The following is a 25,957-nucleotide window of genomic DNA, read 5'->3' as shown; positions in this document are numbered from 1 at the left end:
AGCACCTGCTGCGCTTGCCCAAGTGAACACGCCACGCATGTCGTGCCTACAGCAACACCACGTTGTGCAAATGCGTTTGAAGGCCCTTGCGCAAAATCCGGTAGCAATCGCGATCGAAGTCGCCGGGTGCGGTCTTCAGTTTGCGGGCCGCAGCCAGCGAGGTGGCGCTGCCCAGATAGTGCCAGTTGCGCAGCACGTGAAATTGACGCAACTGCTTGCCCTCTTCCTTCAACGCCACCGCGCCAGGAAACGGCCAGACGGCCTGTTCCAGATGCTCAAGGGCGGCGCGTAGACGCATCTCGTGGTCGCCCAGCGATTCGGCGCCATGGCAGGCACCGGCACAGCGCTTCAACATGGCGCGGAAACACGGGCGACCATCGGTGGCGCGTTCCAGGCCGAGCAGCCCGTAGCAAAGGCGGTCGCGATCGGCCAGCCGCCGCAGCGCTTCCTGGGCGGCGCGTGGGCTGGAATAGAGCCCATACAGCCACGGTATGACCGCCGGGTCGCGCTCGGCCGAATGCACGATGGACACGTCGCCGCAATACAGCCGGATCGAAAACTGACGCGGGACGCGCCGCAGCTTCTGGTTGTACAGCGGGCGCATCGATTTGATGAGCTGCGATTCCAGCAGCTGCGCACCGAGATCGCCGGCCATTTCGAACACGCTGATGCGACGGGTCTGGCGCAATAGCGAGGCTTCGCGTGGCGTGCGGAAGTGATCCATCACCCGCACCCGCAAGTTGACGCTCTTGCCGATGTACAACGGCAGTTCGCTGTCCTGGCCGTGGAAGAGGTACACCCCGGCAGTCGTCGGCAAGGTTTCGAGCGTGCTGCGCAAATGCTCGGGGTAGGCGTATTCGACCGCGCCGAGCCCGCGGCGAACGCGTTCACTGCGTGCCACGGCGGACCTTGGTCTGCTGCTGCGTCAGTGGATCGACGCGTGCGCAACCATCCAGGGGGCCCGGCGCTGCTGCATGCACGGTGGGGTGCGAGTGTGTGCGGAACATCGTGGTCATCGGACGGTAGCGTGCCGATGTGCTGTCGCATCAGCTGAGACGCCGCCCGATTCTTGAAAAGAACGCGCTTCCGGAAAGAGCTGCAGCCCTTGCGGAAGCGCCTTGGTACCTGCCGTGTTGCGCAGCTCAGCGGTTGTTGCCGCCACCGCTCGCCTGGCCGCCCTTCTTGCCGGCCTCGCGTGCTTCTTCCGAGGTGAACTCGTGGGCGTTGCCGCTTTCGTGGGCCGCCTTGCCGCCCTTGGAAGCGATTTCGCGCTGCTTGTCTTCGTCCATCGAAGCAAAGCCGCGGTTGCTGGTGCCACCCTTGTTGTCGTTCTGATTTGCCATTGCAGATTCTCGTTTCGTCGGTTGGGGAATGCACCACTGGACGCCGTGGTGCAAGGCCAGCATCGCGGTGGAGGCATCAATCGGACGTGGGGATTTCGACAGCCGGGCGTGAGCCGGCAAGCGGACTTGGCGCGCGATCTTCACTGGCGAAAAACGCGGTGTGGCGACGCAATGCGGCAGAGGCTCGACAGGGTTGCGGCCCCATCGTGCGCGTGCGCCGAATGGCATGCGGCGACCGTGCGACGACACGCCCCTACGTGTTGCACGCCGATGCCGGTGCGCGGGGCAGGAGCGGCCGGCTATGCTGGCAGCCCGACGCAGACCAGGACACCGCGATGACGACACGATGCCGATGGTGGGCAACCGTGCTGGCAACGACCGCGACGCTGGCCATGTCAGCCGGCGCCGCCACGCTGCCCGCCGGTGCTGCCAGACTGTTACCTGCCGGGCAGTCGGTGATGAGTGTCGCTAGTGCGGATCTCACCGGCGATGGCCGGCAGGATTACGTGGTTGCGTTGCGTGCATCCGCAGAACAAACGCTGCGCGGCCATGGCCATGCAGCACCGCCGCGTACCCTGCTGGTGCTGGTTGCAAACGCCGACGGTGGGTTTGTGGAAGCCGCGCGCAACACGCGGGTGATCTTCAGCGCCGACGAAGGCGGGCAGTGCGATCCATTTCTGGACAGCGACCAGGGCCTGGTCGCGAAGGGCGCGTATTTCACCGTGCAAAACGCGGTGGCGTGCGGACAACACTGGACCGACTACATCACCTTTCGTTACGACCGCCGTCGCGGCGTCTTCGTGTTCCACAAGCGCGTGATCGAAGCATGGGAAATGAACACCCAGGACACCCCCGATGCCCAAGCGCTGCGCCTGAGCGAGCACAAGGAAATTGCCGCCGACCCGCGTAAGCCGGTGCTGCTCTCTGCCTACAGGCCTGCGCCGTGATGGCGCTATCGCAGCGCATCCGGTTCGATGGCGGGCGCGGCCGTACGGGAAATGCTCATGGATGTGACGAATCGCCTCACCGGACTCAACTAGACTGTGGCCGCGGGAATGGCCCCGCGGAGAACATCACTTGAACGATCCCGGTCACGGAGAGCTGCGGGCGCCTCAGATCAGCGACACACGCGGCCTGCCTGTCGAGAAGCACCGCTCGGACATCTTCTTTGCCGCAGTGGAAACCACGCGCATGCCGATGACGGTGACCGACCCTCATCTTCCGGATAATCCCATCGTGTTCGCCAACCGCGCGTTCCTGGAGATGACCGGCTATGCCGCCGATGAGGTCATCGGCAACAACTGCCGTTTCCTGCAGGGGCCCGAGACCGATCCGGCCAGCATCAGCGATGTGCGCGAATCGATCGAAAGCCGCAGCGAATTTGCCACCGAGGTGCTGAATTACCGCAAGGACGGCTCCTCGTTCTGGAATGCGCTTTTCATCTCGCCGGTGTTCGACGACAAGGGCAACCTGGTCTATTTCTTCGGCTCGCAATTGGATGTAAGCCGGCGCCGCGATGCCGAAGATGCGCTGCGCCAGGCGCAGAAGATGGAAGCGCTGGGCCAGCTGACGGGCGGCATCGCGCACGATTTCAACAATCTGCTGCAGGTGATGTCTGGACATCTGGAAGTGATCCAGATGATGGCCAGCGCCGGCGCGGGGAATGCCGAGCGGATTGCCTTCAGTGCCGAACACGCGGCGGCCGCCGCTGCCAAGGCGGCCACCTTGACCCAGCAATTGCTGGCGTTTTCGCGCAAGCAGAAACTGCGCGGGCGGGTCGTGAACCTCAACGGGCTGGTGGCCGGCATGACCAACATGGCCGAGCGCGCGCTGGGGGGCGGCGTCACCCTGCGCCAAGCGCTGGAAGAAAGGCTGTGGAACTGCCAGATCGACACCACCCAGGCAGAGGTGGCGCTGTTGAATGTGTTGATCAATGCGCGCGACGCGATGGCGCAGGCAGAACGCAAGGAAGTCACGGTGCAGACCCAGAACGTGGAGATCTCGGGCCACGACCTGGCGATGTATCACCAGCTGTCCCCGGGCCGCTACGTCAGCATCGCCGTGACTGACACCGGCTCGGGCATGCCGCCGGAGGTGGTCAGCCGGGTGATGGAACCGTTCTTCACCACCAAGGAGGAAGGGCAGGGCACCGGCCTGGGCCTGTCGATGGTGTACGGCTTCGTCAAGCAGTCTGGCGGCACCGTGCGCATCTATAGCGAGGTGGGCGAAGGCACCACGGTGCGGCTGTATTTCCCCGCCTCCAGCGAATTCGAAAACGATTTGCAGGCCGCCAAGAGCCGCGCCATCGACAAGGGTGGCAACGAAACCATCCTTGTGGTGGAAGACAAGCAGGACGTGGCGGTGGTGGCGCGGATGTTTCTGGAAAACGCCGGTTACCGCGTCCTGTCTGCATCCAGCGGACGCGAGGCGGTGGAGGTCCTGGAGAAGACCCCGCAGGTGGATGCGCTGTTCACCGACCTGATCATGCCCGGCGGTATGAATGGGGTGATGCTCGCCCGTGAGGCGCGCCGCATGTTGCCGAAGATCAAGATCCTGCTCACCACCGGCTACGCCGATGCGAGCATCCAGCGCACCGATGTGGGCGGCGCCGAATTCGATGTGGTCGACAAACCCTACACGCAGAAGGAACTGCTCAAGCGCATGCGCATGTTGCTGGATGGGCCGACCGGGGTTGGTTGAGGCCCACACACCGACAGTGCGATGCCGCTGCGGCATCGCACTGCAGCCGCGATTGCAGTTTCAAGATGGCGTCAGTTCGCCAGCGCAGCGCAGCGCCCGCAGCCGCAGGCGTCGGGAGCAGCCTGGCAGCCGTGAGGCCGCGGAGCTAGGCGCCTGTCGCCTCCGCCAGATCACCCGCGTCCTGCACGGGGCGTTGGCCAGATCACCAGGCTTGTCTTGCGGCGAGAACATGCAGGTCACATCGGTGAATAGCACGTCGGTGAATAGCTGGCCGTTCCGGCACGCTCTGCATCACAGGCAGGTACCCGCGATCACGTCCATAAACGCACTGGTCGCGTAAAGGCAGTCACTACTGCTGCCGATCCCACCTCCGCGCGCTCAGTCACCCACCGGCGCCACATAACCTTCGGGTTTGTCGGCATTGCGCTCGAACAGGAACTTCTGCAGTTCGGCTTCGAGAAAGGCGCGGTGTTTTGGGTCGCGCGGCGACAGCCGGTTTTCGTTGATCAGCATGGTCTGATGCGCCAGCCACGCTTGCCAGGCGGTCTTGCCGATCTGCGCGAAAATGCGCTGGCCGAGCTCGCCCGGATACGGCACGAAATCCAGGCCTTCGGCGTCGCTTTGCTGGTAGTGGCAGAACACGGTGCGGGACATGCGGATTCCTTTGGGACACGCGTTTACAGCGCGTCGAGCAACTTGCGGATCGGCGCCGGCAGGCCCAGCGATGCAAGATCGGCAGGCGCTACCCAGCGTAGATCGTCATTGTCGCCCACCGCCGGACGTAGCGCGACCTTGCGCAGGCGCAAGGGCTGCAAATGCAGCCGGTAGTGGCTGAAGGTGTGCACGATCGGCGGCATCTCGTCGGCGCGCTCGTAGTTGCCGTCGATATGCGCTGCGAACCAGGCGCGCATGCCGCTGTGGGTATCGGCCTGCGGCAGCGTCCACAGCGCGGCCCAGATGCCGGTTGGCGGGCGTCGCTGCAGCAGGATGTGGCCCTCGGCATTCTGCAGCAGCAGCGCAGTGGCCTCGCGTTCGGGCAGCTGCTTGCCGGGCTTGGGAGTGGGCAATGCCTCGACCAGGCCATCGCGGCGTGCGATGCAATCGGTCTGCAGCGGGCACAGCACACAGGCGGGCTTGGCGCGCGTGCACAGCGTGGCGCCGAAATCCATCTGCGCCTGGGTGTAGTCGGCCAGGCGGCCAGCCGGGACATGCGCAACATGGCTGGTGGCCAGTTGCCATAACTGTTTTTCAATCGCCGGCAGGCCGGGATACCCGGCAATGCCGTGGAAGCGGGCGAGCACGCGTTTGACGTTGCCGTCCATGATCGCGAAGCGATCGTTCCAGGCCTGGCTCAGGATCGCGCCTGCCGTGCTGCGGCCGATGCCCGGCAGCGCAAGCAGTGCATCGAAGTCGCGCGGCAATTGCCCACCGTGCAGCGCGACGCATTGCTTGGCGGCGGCATGCAGATTGCGCGCGCGGGCGTAGTAGCCCAGTCCGGCCCACTGCGCCATCACGGTGTCGTTGTCGGCCGCCGCCAGATCGGCCAGCGCGGGGAAGCGCGCCATGAACTTGTGGAAATACGGAATGACCACCGCCACCTGGGTCTGCTGCAGCATGATTTCCGACAGCCACACCCGGTAGGGCGTGCGTGGGTGCTGCCAGGGCAGATCATGGCGGCCATGGCCGTCGAACCAGTGCAACAGGCGGTCGACAAAGGCATCGGCGGAGGGAGTGGCGTGGTCGGCTGGCATGAGCTTTGCTGGCGATGGAGGCGAGGCGAGAGTGGCGGGACGGGGGAGTGGATCTGCTGCGCGTGTCGTCCCTTCGCTACAGCGCAAACGTCATTCCGCCCAGGCACCGTTCGCAGAAAGATCCTTCATCGCCAGCCCGATGCGGTGGTGTCGGCGCATGGGAGCAGGCCGCTGACGCATCCGCGCGACCTTGCCTTCAGCGTCCTGCGCGCAAGCGCTGGGCAACCTCCAGAACGCATCGTGCCTGCAACCAATCGCATGACACCTGTCGCACCGTGCAACCTGCCTGTAGCGCCTGCGCGCGCAGCGGTTGCAGACGCGGGCAGGCATCTTCCGATCAGCCGCCCAAAGCGTCGGGCAACAGCGCGTCGACGAAGGCGACCGGGTCGAAGACGCGCAGATCTTCCGGACGCTCGCCGATACCGGCAAAGCGGATCGGAATATTGAACTCGCGCGCCAGCGCGAACACCACGCCGCCCTTGGCGGTGCCGTCGAGCTTGGTCACGACCAGGCCGGTGACGCCCACGGCAGCGTGGAACTGGCGCAGCTGCGAGATGGCGTTCTGGCCGGTGGTGCCGTCGATGACCATCAGGACTTCGTGCGGCGCGGCGGCATCGATCTTGCCGAGCACGCGGCGGATCTTGCCGAGCTCGTTCATCAGCCCGGTCTGGGTGTGCAGGCGGCCGGCGGTGTCGGCGATCAACACATCGGTGCCGCGCGCCTTGGCGGCCTGCAGCGCGTCGAACGCCACCGACGCGGCATCGGCGTTTTGCCCCTGCGCGATCACGGCCACCCCATTGCGATCGCCCCAGGCCTGCAATTGCGCCACCGCCGCAGCACGGAAGGTGTCGCCGGCGGCCAGCATCAGGCTGTTGCCTTCGTCCTTGAAGCGCTTGGCCAGCTTGCCGATGGTGGTGGTCTTGCCGACGCCGTTGACACCGACGGTGAGCACCACGAACGGTTTGAGCGAGCGGTCGATCACCAGCGGCTTGGAGACCGGCTGCAGCAGCGCGATGAGATCGGCACGCAAGGCCTTGAACAGAGCCTGGGCGTCGACGAATTCGCGCGACTTCATCCGCTTGCGCAGGCCGTCGATCAACGCAGTGGTGGCGCCGATGCCGACGTCGGCGGTGATCAGTGCGGTTTCGATTTCATCCAGCAGGTCGTCATCGAGCTTGGGATTGCGCGAGAACAGGCCGCCGAAGCTGCGTGCGAAGGTGCTGTTGCGCAGCCGCTCGCGCCAGCCGGGTTTTCCCGCCGGCGCGGCAGGGAGGGCGTCGCGCTGGCCGACGATGCTGTCGTCCTGCGTACTCGCCAGCGGTGCACTGACGATGGCCGGTGCGGTGACCGTCGGCGCGGTACTGGTCGGGGGCGCGCTGGCGGGAGCTGAAGCAGCCGGTGCAGGCGTCGAGACCGGCCCAGCGGCCACCGGCGGTGCGACCACGGCAGGGGCGACGGGTTGCGAAGGTGTGGCCGGCTGGGCAGGCACGACGGGAGGCGGCGTTGGAACGGTCTGCGGCTGCGCCACGACCGGCGGCACCACCACGACCGGCGCGCCGGGCGCGCTGGCGGGCATTGGGTCTGGCAGCGCCTGCAATGCGGTCGGCGCGGGCGCCGCAGGAGTTGCAGGCGCGCTGGGGACGGCGGCAATACTCTGCGCCTGGCCAGTGCGTGCAGCGATTTCCTGCGCCAGCTGGTCGGCTGGCGCGGCGGTGGTCTGCGGCGGTGCTGGCGCCGCAGGCTCGCTGCCTGCCGAAGCAGGAGTGACAGGCGCAATAGCCGGCGTTGCGGCCGTCTGTCTGCCTGGCTCGGCCGTGGGCAGCGCGTCGACCGGCGATGCCGGGGTGGCGGCAGACGGCGCGGTGGGGAATGCGGCTGCCAGTTCTTCCAGGCTGTAGCGCGAGGTACGCGAGCTGTCGGGCGTGGTTGGCTTGTTACGGCGAAAAAAGCTGGCCATTGGCAACGCAGTAGGGGAAACCCGAAATTCTATCATCCGGGCCTGCTGACACCTTGACGCTGCCTTTAGCGCGGCGCCGCGTCCGGGCGCATCGCATGCAGCGCAGTCCCGCAGGTCTGGCGACTGCCCCGGCTGCGCCAGCGCATGGCAAATCCTGCCGAATTCGGCATTTGTGCCAGCGATGTGTCAACGCGAAGTTGTGTCCTTATAACTGACCCTTGAGCGCGCGGTAATCGCGCGGTGTCATGCCGACGGTGGCCTTGAACTGACGCGCGAACGCGCTCTGGTCGGCGAACCCGCAGCGTTGCCCGATGCTGGCGATGCTGTCGTCGCCGTACAGCAGCCGCATCGCCGATTCAATGCGCAACTTGGTCAGCAATTGCTGCGGGGTGACCTGGAACACGCGGCGGAAGTGGCGTTCCAGCTGCGCCACCGACAACCCGGCCAGGTCGGCCAGGCTCTGCACGCGCAGGTTGTCGCCGAAGTTGGCCTGCATGTGTTCCATCACCTGGCTCAAGCGTTCGTACGCGGAATGTCGGCTGTCGGGCTGGCCCAGATCGCGCGAGATGCCGACCACGCCGATCACCTCATTGGCCTCGCACAGCGGGCGTTTGAAGGTCAGGCACCAGCCTGGCAGGCGGTTGGGGTACAGATGCACTTCGAGCTGGTTGTCGATGAGCTCGCCGCACAGCACGCGGCGGTCCTGCATCATGTAGCTGCCGCCCAGCGGCAACGGGAACACTTCCAGCGGCGAGCGGCCGATGATCTCGCTGCGCAGCTTGCGTCCCAACCGGCGCACCAGGGTCAGGTTGCAATGGGTGTAGCGGCCCTCGCTGTCCTTGATGAAGAACACCACATCCGGCAGTGCATCGAACAGCGTCTGCATTTCCAGGGCGGGCAGGTTGAGGTCCATCAGGGTCATGGTAGCGGTCACGATTAGACGGTTGCACGACGGTGCAGCCCAGCAATGATCCTAGCGCAAACGCGCGGTTGTGATTCGGGTTGATGATTGTGCGGATTTCCGCATTTTCACTTGGCATTGAACGCTAGTCGCCCGCAGGTCGGCAGTGGGAGCATGGGATATGCACACCATCGACGTCATCGACTCCCACACGGCTGGCGAGCCTACCCGCGTGGTCCTTTCCGGTTTTCCAGATCTGGGCGATGGCGATCTGGCGCAGTGCCGCGAACGCTTTCGCAGCGAGTTCGACCACTGGCGCAGCGCCATCGCCTGCGAGCCGCGTGGGTCGGACACCATGGTGGGCGCCTTGTTGCTGCCGCCGCGCGACCCGAGCGCCTGCACCGGGGTGATCTTCTTCAATAACGTCGGCTACCTGGGCATGTGCGGGCACGGCACGATTGGCGTGGTGCGCACGCTGGCCGAACTGGGGCGCATCGCGCCGGGCCAGCACCGGATCGAGACACCGGTCGGCACGGTGGGCGTGGAGCTGGCCGACGACGGCACGGTGTCGGTAGACAATGTCGAGAGCTATCGTTTTGCCAGCGGGGTCGAGGTGGAGGTGCCGGGGCATGGCCGGGTGCGCGGCGACGTGGCCTGGGGCGGCAACTGGTTTTTCATCACCGAGCAGGCGCCGTGCGCGCTGGACCTGGCGCACCAGCGCGAGCTGACCGCGTATACCGAGGCGATTCGGCTGGCCCTGGAAGCGGCCGGGATCACTGGCGAGGCCGGTGGCGAGATCGACCATATCGAAGTCAACGGCGCTGCGCCCGACGGTAGCGGCGTGGCGCGCAATTTCGTGCTGTGCCCGGGGCTGGCCTATGACCGCTCGCCGTGCGGCACCGGCACCAGCGCCAAGCTGGCCTGCCTGGCGGCGGACGGCAAGTTGGCCGAAGGCGAGCGCTGGGTGCAGCAAGGCATTCTGGGCAGCGCCTTCGAAGGCAATTATCGGCTGAGCGGGCGCGGCATCGCACCGCGCATCAGTGGGCGGGCGTACATCACCGCGCGCGCGCAACTGGTGATCGACCCGGCGGACCCGTTCGCCTGGGGCATCGTGGCCTGATGGAATCCCAGCGGCCCGCGCCGGTGCTTGCGTCGGTCACGCCGTCTGGCGCAGCAGTGTCTGCTGCGATGACAGGGACTGCCGCTGCAACGCCTGCGTCGGTATCGGCGCCTGGATTGGATGCGGTTGCCGAATCCGGGTCCGCCGCGTCTGCCGCAGGCACGCGACGCAGTTACGACCTGATCGTGATCGGCGCCGGCATTGTGGGCGCCGCGTGCGCGGAAGCGGCGGCGGGCGAGGGCCTTCGTGTGGCGATCGTCGAGCCGGGACCGATCGGCGGCGGCGCCACCGCCGCGGCGATGGGGCATTTGGTGGCGATGGACGACGACCCGGCCGAGCTGGCGTTGTCGGCGTATTCGCTGCGACTATGGGAACGCTTCGCCACGCTCAGCGAAGCCGAATTCAGCCGCTGCGGCACGCTGTGGGTGGCCCGCGACGCGCGCGAACTGGCGGCGGTGCCAGCCAAGATCGCGCGCCTGGCAACGGCCGGCCTGCATGCCGAAGCGGTCGATGCCGCGCAGCTGTATGCGCTGGAGCCGCAGCTGGTGCCCGGGCTGGCTGGCGGCATGCGCGTGCCCGATGAAGCTGTGGTGTATCCGCCGCGGGTCGCGCGGCATTTGGTGGGCGTGGCCTGCACGTCCGGTGCACGCTTGTTTGCCGGCCGCCGCGTGGTGCAGCTGCAGGCGCATGCGGTGCGTCTGGACGATGGGCAGACGCTCGCCGGGCCGGTGCTGGTGGCCAGCGGTGTGGCCTTGCCGCAGTTGCTGCCCGAGCTGGCACTGCGCCCGCGCAAGGGCCATTTGGTGATCACCGACCGGCACCCGGGGCTGATCCGGCATCAGCTGCTGGAACTGGGCTATGCGGATTCGGCCCACGGGGCCGACGACACCAGCGTGGCCTTCAATGTGCAGCCGCGGCCCACCGGGCAGATTCTGATCGGCTCCTCGCGCCAGTTCGGCGAGCACGACCGCGCCTTGTCGATGCCGGTGCTGCAGCAGATGTTGCAGCGCGCCTTTGCGTACCTGCCGGTCCTGCGCGAGCTGCAGGCGATCCGCGTGTGGACCGGCCTGCGTCCGGCCACGCCGGACGGGCGCCCGTATCTGGGGGTGGTGCCCGGCCGACGCGATGTGTGGGTGGCCGCCGGTCACGAGGGGTTGGGGGTCACCACGGCGCTGGGGAGCGCACGGGTGATCGTGGACAGCCTGCTCGGGCGCACCCCGGCCATCGACCCGGCGCCCTACGCACCGGCGCGTGCCGTGCAAGGAGCGCCCGCATGAGCGCGACGGTGCGTCTGCAGGTGGACGGGCGCGTGGTCGAGGTGCCGGCCGGTGCCAGCGTGGCGGCGGCCGTGGCGCAGGCGACGTTGCAGTTTCGCCAATCGAGCAGTGGGCAAGCGCGCGCGCCCCTGTGCGGCATGGGCGTGTGTTTCGAATGCCGCGTGCGCATCGATGGCGTGGGACAGCAACGCGCCTGCCTGGTGGACGCATGCGATGGCATGCAGGTGCGCACCGATGGCTGAGCGCGTGCTGCATTTCGATGTGTTGGTGATCGGCGCCGGCCCGGCCGGGCTGGCGGCGGCGCAGGCGGCGGCCAGCCAAGGCGTGCGCGTGGGCGTGGTCGACATGCAGCCACGTACCGGGGGTCAGGTGTGGCGCAGCGATGTGCAACACGGCGCGCCGGCCGATGCGCGCGCATTGCGGCAGCAGGTGGCGGGCAATGCATCGATCACCGTGCTGACGCGCACGCAGATTGTGCTGGCGCAGCCGGGCTGGCTGCTGGCCGATGGCCCCGACGGCACGCTGCAACTGCATTACGCCGCCCTGGTGCTGGCCACCGGTGCGCGCGAATTGCTGTTGCCATTTCCAGGCTGGACCTTGCCCGGCGTCACCGGTGCCGGCGCCGCGCAGGCGCTGGCCAAGCAGGGCTGGCCGCTGGTCGGCAAGCGCATGCTGGTGGCCGGCAGCGGCCCATTGCTGTTGGCCAGTGCGGCCACGTTGCAACGGCATGGCGCGCAGGTGCTCGGCATTCACGAACAGACCTCGCCGGCCGCCTTGCGCCAGTTCGCACTGCAGTTGTGGCGCTGGCCGGGCAAGGCCGCGCAGGCGGTGGCCTTGCGCCTGCAGCTGCGTGCAGTGGCATATCGCGCCGGCAGCATCGTGGTTGCCGCGCATGGCGACACACAGCTGCGCGAAGTGGAGCTCGCCGGGCCCGGCGGCCGCACGCGTCTGGCCTGCGATCAACTGGCGGTGGGCTATGGCCTGGTGCCCAACACCGAGCTTGCGCAATTGCTGGGTTGTCAGCTGCATGCCTGCGGCGCGCACCAGCAGGTGCAGGTGGATGCGCTGTTGCGTACCAGCGTTAACCAGATCTTTGCCGCCGGCGAAGTCTGCGGTATCGGCGGGCGCGATTGCGCATTGATCGAAGGAGCGATGGCCGGACACATGGCGGCCGATGCACCGGAGGCGGCGCTGCGTCTGCAGCCACGGCGTGACGCCGCGCGTGCGTTTGCCGATCTGCTGCAACGGCACTTCGCGCTTGACCCGCGCATCCGCACGCTGGCACAGGCGGACACCTTGATCTGCCGCTGCGAAGACGTGCCGCTGGCCGCCCTGGACAGCTTCGACGATGCACGCGACGCCAAGCTCGCCTCGCGCTGCGGCATGGGCGCCTGCCAGGGCCGTATCTGCGGCGCTGCGCTGGCCGAACTGGGGCGCTGCCCGCCCGATCTTTCTACCGACGCCGGCCGCCGGCCGCCGTTGTTCCCGGTCCGCCTCGCGGCGCTGGCCGACTCGTTCACTTCCGACTCGCAAGGGAAACATCCATGAGCAATGCTGCGTTCTGGCACGGCGTGCTGCCGGCCATCACCACCCCGTTCACCGCCAACGGCGACATCGACCACGAGTTCCTCGGCAAGCACGCCAATCAACTGGTGGATGCCGGTTGCACCGCGATCGTGCCGCTGGGCTCGTTGGGGGAGGCCGCGACCTTGAGCGTGGAAGACAAGCTGGCGATCCTGCGCACACTGGTCACCGCCCTGAACGGCCGCGTGCCGGTGGTGCCGGGCATCGCCAGCCTGGCCACCGGCGAAGCGGTCGCGCTGGCCAAGGCGGCCAAGGACATCGGCTGCGGCGGCTTGATGGTGCTGCCGCCGTACGTGTATTCCACCGACTGGCGCGAGATGGGCGCGCATGTGCGCGCGGTGATCGGCGCAACCGATCTGCCGGTGATCCTGTACAACAACCCAGTGGCCTACAAGACCGATTTCGGCCCGGCGCAGATCGCCGAGCTGGCCGCCGAATTCCCGAACCTGCAGGCCGTGAAGGAATCCTCCGGCGACGTGCGCCGCTTCGCTGCGCTGCAGGAATTGCTGGGCGATCGCCTGGCGCTGCTGGTGGGCATGGACGATGCCATCGTCGAAGGCCTGAGCATGGGCGCCAAGGGCTGGATCGCCGGCCTGGTCAATGCGTATCCGAAGGAATCGGTGCGCCTGTTCGAACTCGCCCGCGATGGCGGTTACCCGGCGGCCAGGGAGCTTTACCACTGGTTCCTGCCGCTGCTGCGCCTGGATACGGTGCCCACCTTCGTGCAGCTGATCAAACTGGTGCAGGCCAAGGTCGGCATGGGCAGCGAGCAGGTGCGTGCGCCGCGCCTGGTGGTGGCCGGCGCCGAGCGCGATGCCGCCTTGAAGGTGATCGACCATGCCATCGCCACCGCGCCTACATTGTCTTGATGGCGCACTGATGCTGCCCTGGTCCGTCGTGCCTGCGGGTGAGCGCCAGGTGCCAGTTGTGCCGATTCGTAGCACGCGCCCTGCCTGCGCGCGCCGCGATGCGTTGGCCGATGCGGATGTGGCATCCAGTGCTGCATCCTCATCGTCTTTTTGGTCTGCCGCCAGCGCACCGAGCGCAGGTCCTGCCTCCCTGTCACCGAAGGTGCCGCAATGAACGAGACGAACCACTCCATTCCCGCGGCCGCAGCCGAGATCCTGCTGGCAGGGCAATGGCAAGCCAGCAGCGCCGCCACCGGTAGCTTCCGCGCTGCCGACCCGGCCACCGGCGAGCCGATCGGGCCGTACTTTCCGGTCAGTGGTGCGGACGATGTGGAAGCGGCCGTGGTTGCGGCGCAGTCAGTGGCGGCGGCGTTGGCGGCCGCACCGGTCGAGCGGATCGCGGCCTTTCTGGAAGGCTATGCCGACGCGCTGGATGCCGACGCTGAGACCCTGGTCGCGCTGGCGCATGCCGAGACGGCGTTATCGGCGCCCACACGCTTGCGCGGCAACGAACTGCCGCGCACCAGCGGCCAACTGCGGCAAGCCGCACAGGCCGTGCGCAGCTACAGCTGGACCCAGCCCATCATCGACAGCGCGGCAGACCTGCGTTCGCACCTGGCGCCATTGGGCAAACCGGTGCTGGTGTTCGGCCCGAACAACTTTCCGTTCGCGTTCAATGCAATTGCCGGCAGCGATTTCGCCTCGGCGATTGCCGCGCGCAACCCGGTCATTGCCAAGGCGCATCCGTTGCATCCGGCCACCAGCCAGCGCATGGCGCAGCTCGCGCATCAGGCCTTGGTTGGGGCCGGTCTGCCTGCGGCGGCGGTGCAACTGCTGTATCACTTCGACACTGCCATCGGCCTGCGCTTGGCGGGCGATGCGCGGCTGGGCGCGATCGGTTTCACTGGCAGCCGTGCCGGTGGGCTGGCACTGAAGGCGGCCGCAGACGCGGCGGGCGTGCCGTTTTATGCCGAGCTTTCCAGCGTCAACCCGGTCTTCCTGTTGCCGGGCGCGCTGGCCGAACGCGGCGACGCGCTTGCGCAGGAATTCTTCGCCTCCTGCACGCTGGGGAGCGGGCAGTTCTGCACCAACCCCGGTGTGGTGGTGGTGCCGCATGGCGCGGCTGGCGAGGCGTTCGTTGCGGCCACCAAGGCGCATTTCGAAGCGGCCATGCCGATGGTGCTGTTCTCCGCCGCCGGTGTAGAAGGCGTGCAACGCGGTGTGGCGAGCCTGCGTGCCGCCGGCGCCAGCATGCTGGCCGGCGGACACACCGGCGAGGATGGCTACCGTTATGCGCCGACCTTGTTGAGCGTGGATGCGCAAGCCTTTCTGGCCAACCCGCACGCCCTGCAGGCCGAAGCCTTCGGCCCGGTGAGCCTGCTGGTGCGCGCAGCCGATGTGGCGCAGATGGCACAGGTGGCTGCCGCGTTCGAAGGCAACCTGACCGGCACGTTGTACCGCGCGGCCGACGGCAGCGACGATGCGGCGTGGCAGACCATTGCCCCGGTATTGCGCGCGCGGGTGGGGCGGTTGATCAACAGCAAGATGCCGACCGGCGTGGCCGTGAGCGCGGCGCAGAACCACGGCGGCCCGTTCCCGAGCACCGGGCATCCGGGCTTCACGGCGGTGGGCATGCCCGGCGCCATCCGCCGTTTTGCCGCCTTGCACAGCTACGACGCGGTGCCCGATGCACTGCTGCCTGCCGAACTGCGCCAGCGCAATCCGGGCGGCGTGGCACGTCTGGTCGATGGGCAATGGAGCACGGCCGATCTTGGAGCCGGCGCATGAGCAGCCAGATCGGCGGGCTGTCGCTTGCGCAAGCGCGTGCGCAACTGACGCCGTGGACACAATGCGCCGCGCCGATCGCCACGGACGAATACGAGCGCCGCATCGAGCGTGCGCGCACCCTCATGCGCGCGCATGGCGTGGATGCGCTGTTGATCGGTGCCGGCACGTCGCTGCGCTATTTCACCGGCGTGCCGTGGGGGGCGAGCGAGCGTCTGGTGGCCCTGCTGCTGACGCTGGATGGCGAGCCGGTGCTGATCTGCCCGATGTTCGAGGAAGGCTCGCTGGATGCGGTGCTGAAGATCCCGGTGACCAAATACCTGTGGGAAGAGCACGACGACCCGTACGCACTGGTGGTACAGGCCATGGACGAGCGCCATGCGCATGCCCTGGCGCTGGACTCGGGCATTGCGTTCGCCGTGCATACCGGTCTGCGTGCGCATCTGGGCAAGGCCATTCGTGATGCCGGCGCGATCATCGATGGCTGCCGCATGTGCAAGTCGCCGGCCGAGCTGGCATTGATGCAGCAGGCTTGCGATATGACCTTGCTGGTGCAGCGGCTGGCGGCCGGTATCGCACACGAAGGCATGGGGACCGATGAACTGGTGCGCTTCATCGACCAGGCGCACCGCGCGCTGGGCGCCGACAACGGATCGACCTTCTGTATCGTGCAGTACGGCCACGCCACTGCGTTTCCGCACGGCATCCCGGGTGTGCAGCACCTGCGCGAAGGCGAACTGGTGTTGATCGACACCGGCTGCACCGTGCAGGGCTACCACTCCGACATCACCCGCACCTGGATCTATGGCGCGGCCAACGACGCGCAGCAGCGCATCTGGGACCTGGAGCAGGCCGCGCAGGCGGCGGCATTCGCAGCGATCCGCCCGGGCGTGGCATGCGAGGCGGTGGATCAGGCTGCGCGCAAGGTGCTGGAGGCAGCCGGGCTCGGCCCCGACTATCGATTGCCCGGGTTGCCGCATCGCACCGGTCACGGCTGCGGCCTGGCGATTCATGAGGCGCCTTACCTGGTGCGCGGCAATGCGCTGCCGTTGCAGCCGGGCATGTGTGCCAGCAACGAGCCGATGATCGTGGTGCCGGAACAGTTCGGCGTGCGCCTGGAAGACCATTTCCACGTGACCGACGATGGCGCGCAGTGGTTCACGCCGCCGTCGGTGGCGATCGATCAACCGTTTGCGTGAGCCGTTACAGGTTCACGCACGCGTAGGAGCGCACCCGGGCGCGACGGGCAGTCCCGATGAAGCCGTCGCGCTCAGGCGCGCTCCTGCAGCCGCCATTGCATCTTGGAGTGAATGCATGAAACACCTGCGTCCCGTTGCCATCGGTCTACTCGCCGCGGCCTTGGTCACCGCCTGCAAGCCGGCGCCGCCCGCAGCGGAGCGGGCGGCTACACCTGCCTCCGCCTCGACCGGCGAGCAGGCTGCCAAGGCCTTCGATGCGCTGCTGGACAAGCAGTGGCAGTACCAACTGCAGCACAACCCCGAGTTCGCCAGCATCATCGGCGACAAGCGTTACAACGACCGCTGGAGCGATTACTCGCTGGAGGCCGTGCAGGCAGAGCGCAGCGCAACGGCCGACCTGCTCAAGCAGTTCGAAGCGGTGGATACCAAGACGCTGGACGAGCAACGCCAGCTCAGCCTGCAGATGATGCTGGGCCAGTTGCGCGACAAGCTGGAAGGGATCGACCTGAAGACCTATGCAATGCCGCTGGAACCGATCGGCGGCATACAGTTGGCGTTGGCCGGCTACGGCGATGCCTTCCCGTTCGAAAATGCCAAGGATTACCAGGACTACATCAAGCGGCTGCAGGCGATTCCGACGGTGATCGACCAGGTGATCGCGGTGTCGCGGCAGGGGGCGAAGGAGGGCCTCACCCAGCCGCGTTATCTGCTGGAGCGCCTACCCGAGCAGATCGACAAGATTGCGGCCTTGACCGGCGCGCAGAGCCCGTTCGCCTCGCCATTGAAAAAGCTCGACGCCGCCGTACCGGCCGATCAACGCGATGTGCTGCGCCAACAGCTGCTCGCCGCGATCGACCAACAGGTGCGCCCGGCTTACGCAACGCTGGCCGCCTTCGTCCGCGACGAATATGCCGCGCAGGGGCGCGCGCAGGAAGGTGTCTGGTCGCTGCCCGATGGCGAGCGCCGCTATCGTTACGCCATCCACACCCAGACCACCACCGACATGGCGCCGGAGGACATCCACCAGATTGGTCTGAAGGAGGTGGCGCGCATCGAAGGCGAGATGACGCAGATCGCCAAGGCGCAGGGTTTTGCGGATCTGGCCAGCTTCCGCAAGGCCGTGGAGACCGACAAGCGACACTTCGCCACCTCGGGCGACCAGATCCTGCAGCAATACCGCCAGTACATCGCAGCGATGCAACCGCAGCTGCCGAAGTTGTTCGGCCATCTGCCCAAGACCCCGCTGGAAGTGCAGGCGATGCCGGCGTTCCGGCGTACCGCACCGGGCGCCGAATACTGGCAGAGCAATCCGGAAGGCACCAAGCCGGCGATCGTGAAGGTCAACACCAGCGACTTCGCCAGCCGCACGTTGATCAATATCGAAACCACCGCCTACCACGAAGGCGTGCCCGGGCATCACCTGCAGATCTCGCTTGCGCAGACATTGCCGTTGCCGCCGTTCCGCCAGCAGGCCGGCTACAACGCCTATATCGAAGGTTGGGCGCTGTATGCCGAGCGCCTGGGCAAGGAGATCGGTTTCTTCAAGGACCCGTACAACGACTATGGGCGCCTGTCCGGCGAATTGCTGCGCGCCAACCGGTTGGTGCTCGACACCGGCGTGCACTACAAGCACTGGAACCGCCAGCAAATGGTGGATTTCTTCCACGCACATCCGTCCGATGACGAGCCCAGCATCCAGTCCGAAACGGATCGCTACATCGTGTGGCCGGGCCAGGCGCTGGGGTACAAGCTCGGCCAGCTGCAGATCCTGGCGCTGCGTGCGGAAGCCGAGAAGGAACTCGGTGAGCGCTTCGATGTGCGCGCCTTCCACGATGCGGTGCTGGGCGGCGGCGCGATGCCGCTGGCACTGTTGCAGCAACGGGTGCGGCAGTGGATTGCGCAGGCCAAGGCGGCGCCGGAGGCACACCCATGAGCACCACCAGCGCGTTACGCGCGAGCACATTGACCCTGTTGATTGCAGCCTGCCTGGGCGGGCTGGCCCTGCCTGTGCACGCGGCCGAGGCTGCGGCTGCGGCCACGCAGAACACCGCAGCGGCACGCTTCAAGGCCTTGTACACACGCGAGTGGCGCTGGCGCCAGGCGCAGGCGTCGGGCGCGGTGGATGAAGACAACCAGGCCACGCAGGAGCAACAGGCCGACCATCTGCCCAAGGTCGATGTCGCCACGCAGAACCAGCGCACGGCGTATTGGCAACAGGTGTTGAAGGAACTGGATGCCATCCCGCAGGCACAGTTGTCGGCCGAAGACCAGGTGAGCTACCAGGTGTATCGGCAGCAATTGCAGGTACTGCTGGACCAGCAGCATTTTCGCGCCTGGGAAATGCCGTTCAACAGCGATTCGGCGTTCTGGAGCGATCTGGGCTTCAGCGCCGAGGCCACGCTGCGTACGCGCGAGGATTACCAGCGTTATCTGAAGATGCTGGCCGACATCCCGCGCTATTTCGCCGAGCACACCGACAATATGCGCGCCGGGCTGGCGCGCGGTTTCACCCAGCCGCGGGTCACGATGACCGGGCGCGACCAGTCCATCGCCGATGTGGCGCAGGCCAAAGGCGAGGCCAACCCGTTCTACGCGCCGTTCAAGCAGATGCCGGCGACGCTGCCGGCCGATGTGCAGGCGCAGCTGCGCCAGCAGGCAGTCAAGGCCATCGATACACAGGTGGTTCCGGCATACGCCAAGCTGCTGGATTTCATCCGCAATGACTACCAGCCGCGCGCACGCACCACGCTGGCCGGCGAAGCGTTGCCGGACGGCCAGGCGTATTACCGTGCGCAGATTCGCGAGTTCACTACGCTGGATTTGAGCCCTGACCAGATCCATCAGATCGGCTTGCAGGAGGTGGCCAAGCTGCGCACGCAGATGGACCAGACCATCGCGGCCAGCGGCTTCAAGCCGCCGGCCGGGCAGGCGGTGTTCCCGGCGTTTCTGCACTTCCTGCGGACCGACCCGCAGTTCTACGCCAAGACCCCGGAAGAGTTGCTCAAGCAGGCGGCCTGGATCGCCAAGCGCGTGGACGCCAAGGTGGGCGATTACATCGGCCGGCTGCCGCGCCGTCGCTTCGCCATCGAGCCGGTGCCGCCGGAGCTGGCGCCGTTCTACACCGGCGGTCGCGGTGGGCCGGGCATCTATCTGGTCAACACCTACAACCTGCCGTCGCGACCGCTGTACAACCTGACCGCGCTGACACTGCATGAGTCCTCGCCGGGCCACGCATTGCAGATGCCGCTCGCGGCAGAGGCGCAAGGCTTGCCGGAGTTCCGTCGCTACGGCTTCATCTCCGCATACGGTGAGGGTTGGGCGCTGTATTCGGAGTATCTGGGCCAGGAAATGGGCATGTACGACACGCCCTATGACCGCTTCGGTTACCTGACCTACCAGATGTGGCGCGCCTGCCGGCTGGTGATCGATACCGGCATCCACCACAAGGGCTGGACGCGCGAGCAGGCGCAGGCCTACCTGCGCGACAACACTGCGCTCAGCGAGCACGAAGTCACCACCGAGGTGGACCGCTACATCGCCTGGCCGGGGCAGGCGCTGTCGTATTACCTGGGCGAGCTGAAAATACTGGAGCTACGCCGCAAGGCAGAAGCCGCGCTTGGCGAAAAGTTCGACCTGCGCAACTTCCACGATGCGGTGCTGCAGACCGGTTCGGTGCCATTACCGGTGCTGGAAGCGCGCATCGACCGCTTCATCGCCGATGGCGGCGTGTCGCCTTACCCGCCGGATGACCCGGCAGAGGCATCGGCAGAGGCGAAGGCCTCTGCCAGCGACTGACACGTGCGCGCACGTGATGCTCTAAGTGCAGTAACCGCGCTTTCCACACTTCGGGGCGACGTATGACCACACACGCTGCGACCACGCAAGGCAAGTTCCACAAGCGCCTCAGCCTCACCGACCTGACCTTTATCGGGCTGGGTTCGATCTTCGGTTCCGGGTGGTTGTTTTCGGCCAGCCACGTCTCATCGATCGCGGGGCCGGCCGGCATCGTGTCGTGGATACTCGGTGGTATCGCGGTGCTGCTGCTCGGGCTGGTGTATTGCGAACTTGGCGCGGCATTGCCGCGCGCCGGCGGAGTGGTGCGCTACCCGGAGTATTCGCATGGCGCCTTGCTCGGTTCGTTGACCGGCTTCATCACCTTGATCGCGTTCTCCAGCCTGATCGCGATCGAAGTTGAGGCGGCGCGGCAATACGCAGCGGCGTGGTTCCCGTGGTTGAGCCAGCCGAACAGTACCCATCCCAGCGTGGCGGGTTGGCTGGTGCAGCTGGCCTTGCTGGTGCTGTTCTTCGTACTCAACTACTTCAGCGTCAAGACCTTCGCGCTGGCCAACAACATCGTCAGCATCTTCAAGTTTCTGGTGCCGATCCTGGTGATTGTGCTGCTGATGCAGCACTTCGATGCCGGCAATCTGAGCGTGCATGGGTTCGCGCCCTCTGGCATGGCCGGTGTGGAAGCGGCGATCTCGGCCGGCGGCATCATCTTCGCGTATTTGGGGTTGACGCCGATCGTGTCGGTGGCCAGTGAGGTGCGCGACCCGCAGCGCAATATTCCGATTGCGCTGATCCTGTCGGTGGCGCTGTCCACGGTGATTTACGTGCTGCTGCAGCTGGCGTTCCTGGGCAGCATCCCGGCCGCGCAGCTCGCGCAAGGCTGGGCGGGCATCGACAAGGCCTTCTCGCTGCCGTATCACGACATCGCCCTGGCCTTGGGCATGGCGTGGCTGGCTGCGCTGGTGATCTGCGATGCGATGGTCTCGCCCAGCGGCACCGGCAACATCTACATGAATGCCACGCCGCGCGTGGTGTACGGCTGGGCGCGCAGTGGCGGGTTCTTGCCGGTGCTGACGCGGGTGGACCCGGCGTCGGGCATCCCGCGTCCGGCACTGTGGTTGAGCCTGGGGTTGTCGATCTTCTGGACGCTGCCGTTTCCCTCGTGGGAAACGCTGATCGGGGTGGTGTCGGCCGCCTTGGTGCTGAGCTATGCGGTGGCGCCGATCACGGTGGCGGCCCTGCGCCGCAGCGCGCCGGACTTGCCACGCCCATTTTTCGTGCGTGGCCTGCCGGTGATGGGGCCGCTGTCGTTCATGGTTGCGGCGTTGATCGTGTACTGGTCCACCTGGCCGACCTTGTCGTGGTTGCTTGGCTTGCAGGTGCTGGCATTCGTGCTGTACGTGCTATTTCGCCTGCCTTCGCGCCAGGGCCGCGCGCGCCTGGTGCGGCAGGTACGCGCGTCGCTGTGGCTGATCGTGTTCTTCGTGCTGGTGATGCTGGTGTCGTGGGCGGGCACGTTCGGTGGACATGGCTGGATTGCGCATCCCTTCGATACGTTGAGCGTGGCGGTCATCGCGTTCTGCATCTATCACTGGGGCGCACGCAGCGGTTTGCGCAGCGACGAGCTTGCGCTGGAGGAGGACGATGGTGAGTGATGCGCGCCGCCGCGCATTTGGTTTGCGTCGATGGTCTGCGCTGGCCGGGTACATGATGGTGTTGTCGGGTGCTGTGCAGGCTGCGCCCAGCGTTGCCGATTACCAACGTTCGCTGGGTCTGCGCGAACAGTGGATGACGCTGACGGAGAATGTCGCCTGGCCGGCGCAATGGCAGGACAATGGAAGGTTCTATTACCGCAAGACGGTGCCGGGCGGCTTTGCGTTTGTCAGTGCCGATGTGGCCACCTTGCAGAAGCAGCCGGCCTTCGATCAGGCACGCGTGGCGCAGGGCCTGAGTGCGGCAACCGGCAAGCCCTATGCGGCGCTGCGTCTGCCGTTCGAGCAGTTTTCGTTTTCAACCGAGGGCGAACGCAGCGATGGCGCCATTGTTTTCGCACTGGACGATGCGCCCTGGCGTTGCACGCTGACCACCTACCACTGCGCGCCCGATGCTCGGCTGCAGGCCACTTCACGCCCACGCGGTTTCGGCGTGGTGCGCGACCCGCTGGTGCCGGCCGACACCACGCCGCGTCGCTCGCCGGATGCCAGGTGGGAGGTGTTGGCCGATGGTTGGAACCTGGTGTTGCGCCGTGTCGCCGACGGGCAGGTCACCCGGCTCAGCAGTGACGGCCGTGCCGATGACTATTTCGATCTGGAGAGTGTTGCCTGGTCGCCGGATTCGCGGCAGCTGGCGGTGTATCGCGTGCGTCCGGGGCTGGCTCGCCGTGTCACCCGCGTCGAAGCCGCGCCTGCCGGCGGTGGGCAACCGGTGGTGCACACCCAGTTGTATCCCAAGCCGGGCGATGCGGTGGATGTGGAACGGCCGGTGCTGTTCTCCCTGGACGGAACACGTCGCGACGTGGACACGGCGTTGTTCGACAACCCGTATTCGTTGTCGCCGCTGCAGTGGCGCAGCGACGGTCGCAGTGTCGCGTTCGACTATGTGCAACGCGGCTTCCAGCGCATGCGCGTGATTGCGGTGGATGCACGCAGCGGGCGCGCGCGCGTGGCAGTCGGCGAAGACGCCCGCACCTTCGTGTATGCCGACCGCAGCTTTCGCCACGACGTAGACGGGCGTGGCGATGAGGTGCTGTGGATCTCCGAGCGCGATGGCTGGCGGCACCTGTATCTGTTCGATGGACGCAGCGGCAAGGTGAAGCGCCAGCTCACCCGCGGGCCGTGGGTGGTGCGCGAAGTGCTGCGCGTGGACGATGCGCAACGCCGCATCTGGTTCACTGCCAGCGGGATGAATGCGGGCAAGGACCCGTACGACCGGCAGCTCTACAGCGTTGATTTCGACGGCCGCCGGTTGACCCGCCTGACCCACGCCGATGCCGACCACGACGTGGCCATTGCCGATGATGGCCTGCATTACGTCGATGTCTATTCGCGTCCGGACCTGCCGCCGGTGATGGAGCTGCACGCCATCGATGGCCAGCTGCTGCACACCGTGGAGCGTGGCACGATCGACAAGCTGCAGGCCGCCGGCTGGCGCGCGCCGGAGACCTTCGTGGCCAAGGGGCGCGACGGCACCACCGATATCTGGGGCATGGTGGTGCGTCCGCGCGACTACGATCCGCGCAAGACCTATCCGGTGATCGAAAACATCTATGCGGGGCCGCACGATTCCTTCGTGCCCAAGACGTTCTGGCCGTTCGGTTATCACTCCGGCGGCGACAAGCAGATCGGCATGCAGGCGCAGGCCGATCTGGGTTTCATCGTGGTGATGATCGACGGCATGGGGACCGCCAACCGCTCCAAGGCGTTTCATGATGTCGCGTGGAAAAACCTGGGCGATTCAGGGTTTGCCGACCGCATTGCCTGGCATCGTGCGCTGGCGGCCAAGGACCCGTCCTACGACATCAGCCGCGTCGGCATCTACGGTGCATCGGCCGGCGGGCAGAGCACGCTGGGAGCGCTCGAGCGTCACCCGGAGTTCTACAAGGTGGGCGTTGCGTTTGCCGGGTGCTACGACAACCGCATGGACAAGATCAGCTGGAACGAGCAGTGGATGGGCTGGCCGGTGGATGCCAGCTACGCCGCAGCCTCGGGCGTGGTCAATGCGAGCAAGCTGCAGGGCGACCTGCTGCTGATCGTGGGCGAGCAGGACAGCAATGTGGATCCGGCGTCCACCGCACAAGTCGTCGATGCCCTGATCAAGGCCGGCAAGGAATTCGACCTGCTCACCGTGCCGGGTGGCGAGCATTCGGTTGGCCGCTCCAGCGGGCCGATCGATTACGTGCAACGTCGCCAGTACGACTTCTTCGTGCGCCACCTGCGCAACGAGCCTACGCCGCACTGGAATTCCCTGCCATCGGAGGCGCAATGATGCGTTTGTTTGCTCGATTCAAGCCGCAGCGGCGCAGCCGGGTGGCGGGTCTGCTGTGGTCGCTGGCATTGCTGGCTGGCAACGCACCGTTGCTTGCGGCCGCCGAAGAACTGCCGCGCCTCGTCACCAAGGATGGCCGCCACGCGCTGTTTGTCGATGGTGCGCCGTATACCATCCTGGCCGCGCAGTTGCATAACTCCAGCGCATGGCCAGCGGTATTACCCAAGGCATTGGACGATGTGGTTGCCCTGCACGCCAATACGGTGGAAGCGCCTGTGTACTGGGAGCAGTTCGAGCCGGCACAGGGCCGCTTCGACACGACCAATGTGGACGCGCTGATTGCCGGCGCCCGCAAGCGTGGCCTGCGTGTCGCGCTCCTGTGGTTCGGTAGCTGGAAGAACGGCCAGATGCATTACGTGCCCGAATGGATCAAGCGCGACGAGGCGACGTACCCGCGCATGCGCGATGCCAATGGCGAGCCGGTGGATGTGTTGTCGCCCCATGTGGCCGCCAACATGCAGGCCGATGCGCGGGCGTTCACCGCGTTGATGCAGCATCTGCGCAAGGTGGATGGCGACCGCCACACGGTGATTCTGGTGCAGGTGGAAAACGAGCCCGGCGCGATCGGCACCGTGCGCGATCACGGCCCGGCAGGCGAGGCAGCGTTTGCGCAACCGGTACCAGCCGCGATTGCGCGCGCACTCGGCAAACCGCAGGGCAGCTGGCAGCAACTGTTCGGCGCCGAAGCTGCCGAAGCGTTCAACGCATATGCAACCGCTGCGTATATCGAACAGGTGGCCGCCGCGGGCAAGCGTGTCTATCCGCTGCCGTTCTACGTCAACACCTGGCTGCGCTACAAGGGTAAGCGCTATCCGGGCATGGACTATCCGTCCGGCGGCGCGACGGTGAACGTATTCGCGTTGTGGCGCGCGGCCACGCCGTCGATCGATTTCATTGGTACCGACATCTACACCAGCGACTACACCGAATACACCAAGGTCGTCGGCCAATACGCGCGGCCCGATAATCCGGCCTGGGTCTCGGAAACCGGCTTCGAAGCCGCCACTGCGCCGTATCTGTTCCATGTGCTGGGGCAGGGCGGGGTCGGCTTTTCGGTGTTCGGCATGGATGGCAACCCCGACAGCGAGGCCAACCGCGCAGCGGTTGCAGCCCATGCGGCCAACTTCACGCTGCTGGCGCCGATGCAGCGGATCCTGGCGCAGGCCGCCTTCGACGGCCGCCTGCAGGCGGTGGCCGAGCAGCCCGGCGCGCCACAGCGCACGCTGCGCTTCGGCGAGTGGGGGGCCAAGGTGTCGTTCGGTGCGCCCATGTGGGGCGATGCGCCGCCCATCCTGCCCGGCAACGACGACCACGCCGGCCGGCTGCTGGTGGCCCAACTGGGGCCGGAGGAATTCCTGGTGACCGGTATGGCTGCGCGCATTGAATTTTTTCGCGACGCGGCCGATACCCGTCATGGACAACTGTTGCGGGTGGAGCAGGGGCGGTATGTCGACGGGCGCTGGCAGATGGAAAGGCAGCTCAACGGCGACCAGACCGACTACGGCCTCAACTTCGGGCGTGTGGATGCAAACGGCAATGTGCCTGTGGTGTTGCGGGTGCGGGTCGGGACTTACTGAGCCTTGCTGACCGTGTCGCTGC

Annotated in this window: 20 protein-coding genes; 14 read left to right on the top strand and 6 right to left on the bottom strand. The window is 66.5% G+C overall.

Translation table 11 applies throughout. The features are described 5' to 3' along the window. Positions 1-46: 46 nt before the first annotated feature. Positions 47-838 carry an excinuclease Cho gene (gene cho, locus ACCQ16_RS12690; RefSeq protein WP_228729707.1) on the bottom strand — a complete coding sequence of 264 codons (792 nt, stop codon included), beginning with the start codon at positions 836-838 and terminating at the stop codon, positions 47-49. A 304-nt stretch (positions 839-1,142) separates the two neighbouring features. After that, positions 1,143-1,343, bottom strand: coding sequence for a KGG domain-containing protein (locus tag ACCQ16_RS12685; RefSeq protein WP_005914053.1), 201 nt, complete (start codon positions 1,341-1,343; stop codon positions 1,143-1,145). A 335-nt stretch (positions 1,344-1,678) separates the two neighbouring features. Here ACCQ16_RS12685 and ACCQ16_RS12680 point away from each other — a divergent pair, with 335 nt between their 5' ends. Continuing rightward, positions 1,679-2,290, top strand: a complete 612-nt coding sequence (locus ACCQ16_RS12680) for an FG-GAP repeat domain-containing protein (RefSeq protein WP_277572675.1) — start codon at positions 1,679-1,681, stop codon at positions 2,288-2,290. Between the two features lie 130 nt (positions 2,291-2,420). Next, positions 2,421-4,043 carry a hybrid sensor histidine kinase/response regulator gene (locus ACCQ16_RS12675; RefSeq protein WP_277572676.1) on the top strand — a complete coding sequence of 541 codons (1,623 nt, stop codon included), beginning with the start codon at positions 2,421-2,423 and terminating at the stop codon, positions 4,041-4,043. A 378-nt stretch (positions 4,044-4,421) separates the two neighbouring features. Here the strand turns inward: ACCQ16_RS12675 and ACCQ16_RS12670 are convergent, their stop codons facing one another. The 4 genes from ACCQ16_RS12670 to ACCQ16_RS12655 all read right to left on the bottom strand — a co-directional run bounded on the left by ACCQ16_RS12670 (position 4,422) and on the right by ACCQ16_RS12655 (position 8,673). Next, positions 4,422-4,697, bottom strand: a complete 276-nt coding sequence (locus tag ACCQ16_RS12670; protein WP_008571381.1) for an oxidative damage protection protein — start codon at positions 4,695-4,697, stop codon at positions 4,422-4,424. Positions 4,698-4,720: 23 nt separating this feature from the next. Then, positions 4,721-5,794 carry an A/G-specific adenine glycosylase gene (mutY, locus tag ACCQ16_RS12665; RefSeq protein ID WP_008571380.1) on the bottom strand — a complete coding sequence of 358 codons (1,074 nt, stop codon included), beginning with the start codon at positions 5,792-5,794 and terminating at the stop codon, positions 4,721-4,723. A 337-nt stretch (positions 5,795-6,131) separates the two neighbouring features. Further along, entirely contained in the window at positions 6,132-7,751 is a 1,620-nt protein-coding gene (gene ftsY / locus ACCQ16_RS12660; protein WP_218534408.1) for a signal recognition particle-docking protein FtsY, read from the bottom strand. A 205-nt stretch (positions 7,752-7,956) separates the two neighbouring features. Continuing rightward, positions 7,957-8,673, bottom strand: coding sequence for an AraC family transcriptional regulator (locus ACCQ16_RS12655; RefSeq protein ID WP_007965956.1), 717 nt, complete (start codon positions 8,671-8,673; stop codon positions 7,957-7,959). Positions 8,674-8,833: 160 nt separating this feature from the next. On the opposite strand from ACCQ16_RS12655, the gene ACCQ16_RS12650 reads away from it, so the two are divergent. The 12 genes from ACCQ16_RS12650 (at position 8,834) to ACCQ16_RS12595 (ending at position 25,935) form a co-directional block, all read left to right on the top strand. Then, complete coding sequence (locus ACCQ16_RS12650) at positions 8,834-9,772, top strand: proline racemase family protein (RefSeq protein ID WP_127167041.1); 939 nt, start codon at positions 8,834-8,836, stop codon at positions 9,770-9,772. 116 nt (positions 9,773-9,888) lie between these two features. Continuing rightward, positions 9,889-11,049, top strand: a complete 1,161-nt coding sequence (locus tag ACCQ16_RS12645) for an NAD(P)/FAD-dependent oxidoreductase (RefSeq protein WP_277572790.1) — start codon at positions 9,889-9,891, stop codon at positions 11,047-11,049. Next, positions 11,046-11,291, top strand: coding sequence for a 2Fe-2S iron-sulfur cluster-binding protein (locus ACCQ16_RS12640; protein ID WP_218552822.1), 246 nt, complete (start codon positions 11,046-11,048; stop codon positions 11,289-11,291). Before ACCQ16_RS12645 ends, ACCQ16_RS12640 begins: the two co-directional genes overlap by 4 nt. Continuing rightward, positions 11,284-12,597: an NAD(P)/FAD-dependent oxidoreductase gene (locus ACCQ16_RS12635; RefSeq protein WP_277572677.1), complete on the top strand. Its 1,314-nt coding sequence runs from the start codon at positions 11,284-11,286 to the stop codon at positions 12,595-12,597. The genes ACCQ16_RS12640 and ACCQ16_RS12635 overlap by 8 nt, the downstream gene beginning before the upstream one ends. Beyond that, complete coding sequence (locus ACCQ16_RS12630; RefSeq protein WP_057682163.1) at positions 12,594-13,502, top strand: dihydrodipicolinate synthase family protein; 909 nt, start codon at positions 12,594-12,596, stop codon at positions 13,500-13,502. Before ACCQ16_RS12635 ends, ACCQ16_RS12630 begins: the two co-directional genes overlap by 4 nt. A 210-nt stretch (positions 13,503-13,712) precedes the next feature. After that, positions 13,713-15,329, top strand: a complete 1,617-nt coding sequence (locus ACCQ16_RS12625) for an aldehyde dehydrogenase family protein (protein ID WP_277572678.1) — start codon at positions 13,713-13,715, stop codon at positions 15,327-15,329. Further along, complete coding sequence (locus ACCQ16_RS12620) at positions 15,326-16,525, top strand: M24 family metallopeptidase (protein ID WP_218196173.1); 1,200 nt, start codon at positions 15,326-15,328, stop codon at positions 16,523-16,525. Before ACCQ16_RS12625 ends, ACCQ16_RS12620 begins: the two co-directional genes overlap by 4 nt. A gap of 115 nt (positions 16,526-16,640) precedes the next feature. Then, a complete protein-coding gene (locus tag ACCQ16_RS12615; protein WP_277572679.1) occupies positions 16,641-18,458 on the top strand; it encodes a DUF885 domain-containing protein in 1,818 nt (605 codons plus the stop codon). Further along, complete coding sequence (locus ACCQ16_RS12610) at positions 18,455-20,320, top strand: DUF885 domain-containing protein (RefSeq protein ID WP_057682160.1); 1,866 nt, start codon at positions 18,455-18,457, stop codon at positions 20,318-20,320. Before ACCQ16_RS12615 ends, ACCQ16_RS12610 begins: the two co-directional genes overlap by 4 nt. Before the next feature lie 62 nt (positions 20,321-20,382). Then, positions 20,383-21,969 (top strand): APC family permease, encoded by a 1,587-nt coding sequence (locus ACCQ16_RS12605; RefSeq protein WP_029220255.1) that lies wholly within the window; start codon positions 20,383-20,385, stop codon positions 21,967-21,969. Next, entirely contained in the window at positions 21,959-24,298 is a 2,340-nt protein-coding gene (locus tag ACCQ16_RS12600) for a S9 family peptidase (protein WP_372379971.1), read from the top strand. Before ACCQ16_RS12605 ends, ACCQ16_RS12600 begins: the two co-directional genes overlap by 11 nt. Next, positions 24,298-25,935 carry a DUF5597 domain-containing protein gene (locus tag ACCQ16_RS12595; protein WP_277572681.1) on the top strand — a complete coding sequence of 546 codons (1,638 nt, stop codon included), beginning with the start codon at positions 24,298-24,300 and terminating at the stop codon, positions 25,933-25,935. Before ACCQ16_RS12600 ends, ACCQ16_RS12595 begins: the two co-directional genes overlap by 1 nt. Positions 25,936-25,957: the final 22 nt, after the last annotated feature.

It is taken from the genome of Xanthomonas sp. NCPPB 1062 (assembly GCF_041481705.2).
GTDB classification, from domain to species: Bacteria; Pseudomonadota; Gammaproteobacteria; order Xanthomonadales; family Xanthomonadaceae; genus Xanthomonas; species Xanthomonas euvesicatoria.
This window is presented reverse-complemented; position numbering and strand designations above follow the sequence as displayed.

Coding starts and splice junctions, on each gene's coding strand:
- ACCQ16_RS12685 (WP_005914053.1), bottom strand. CDS start 1,343: ATGGCAAATCAGAACGACAACAAGGGTGGCACCAGCAACCGCGGCTTT.
- ACCQ16_RS12680 (WP_277572675.1), top strand. CDS start 1,679: ATGACGACACGATGCCGATGGTGGGCAACCGTGCTGGCAACGACCGCG.
- ACCQ16_RS12670 (WP_008571381.1), bottom strand. CDS start 4,697: ATGTCCCGCACCGTGTTCTGCCACTACCAGCAAAGCGACGCCGAAGGC.
- mutY (WP_008571380.1), bottom strand. CDS start 5,794: ATGCCAGCCGACCACGCCACTCCCTCCGCCGATGCCTTTGTCGACCGC.
- ftsY (WP_218534408.1), bottom strand. CDS start 7,751: ATGGCCAGCTTTTTTCGCCGTAACAAGCCAACCACGCCCGACAGCTCG.
- ACCQ16_RS12655 (WP_007965956.1), bottom strand. CDS start 8,673: ATGACCCTGATGGACCTCAACCTGCCCGCCCTGGAAATGCAGACGCTG.
- ACCQ16_RS12650 (WP_127167041.1), top strand. CDS start 8,834: ATGCACACCATCGACGTCATCGACTCCCACACGGCTGGCGAGCCTACC.
- ACCQ16_RS12640 (WP_218552822.1), top strand. CDS start 11,046: ATGAGCGCGACGGTGCGTCTGCAGGTGGACGGGCGCGTGGTCGAGGTG.
- ACCQ16_RS12635 (WP_277572677.1), top strand. CDS start 11,284: ATGGCTGAGCGCGTGCTGCATTTCGATGTGTTGGTGATCGGCGCCGGC.
- ACCQ16_RS12630 (WP_057682163.1), top strand. CDS start 12,594: ATGAGCAATGCTGCGTTCTGGCACGGCGTGCTGCCGGCCATCACCACC.
- ACCQ16_RS12625 (WP_277572678.1), top strand. CDS start 13,713: ATGAACGAGACGAACCACTCCATTCCCGCGGCCGCAGCCGAGATCCTG.
- ACCQ16_RS12620 (WP_218196173.1), top strand. CDS start 15,326: ATGAGCAGCCAGATCGGCGGGCTGTCGCTTGCGCAAGCGCGTGCGCAA.
- ACCQ16_RS12615 (WP_277572679.1), top strand. CDS start 16,641: ATGAAACACCTGCGTCCCGTTGCCATCGGTCTACTCGCCGCGGCCTTG.
- ACCQ16_RS12610 (WP_057682160.1), top strand. CDS start 18,455: ATGAGCACCACCAGCGCGTTACGCGCGAGCACATTGACCCTGTTGATT.
- ACCQ16_RS12605 (WP_029220255.1), top strand. CDS start 20,383: ATGACCACACACGCTGCGACCACGCAAGGCAAGTTCCACAAGCGCCTC.
- ACCQ16_RS12600 (WP_372379971.1), top strand. CDS start 21,959: ATGGTGAGTGATGCGCGCCGCCGCGCATTTGGTTTGCGTCGATGGTCT.
- ACCQ16_RS12595 (WP_277572681.1), top strand. CDS start 24,298: ATGCGTTTGTTTGCTCGATTCAAGCCGCAGCGGCGCAGCCGGGTGGCG.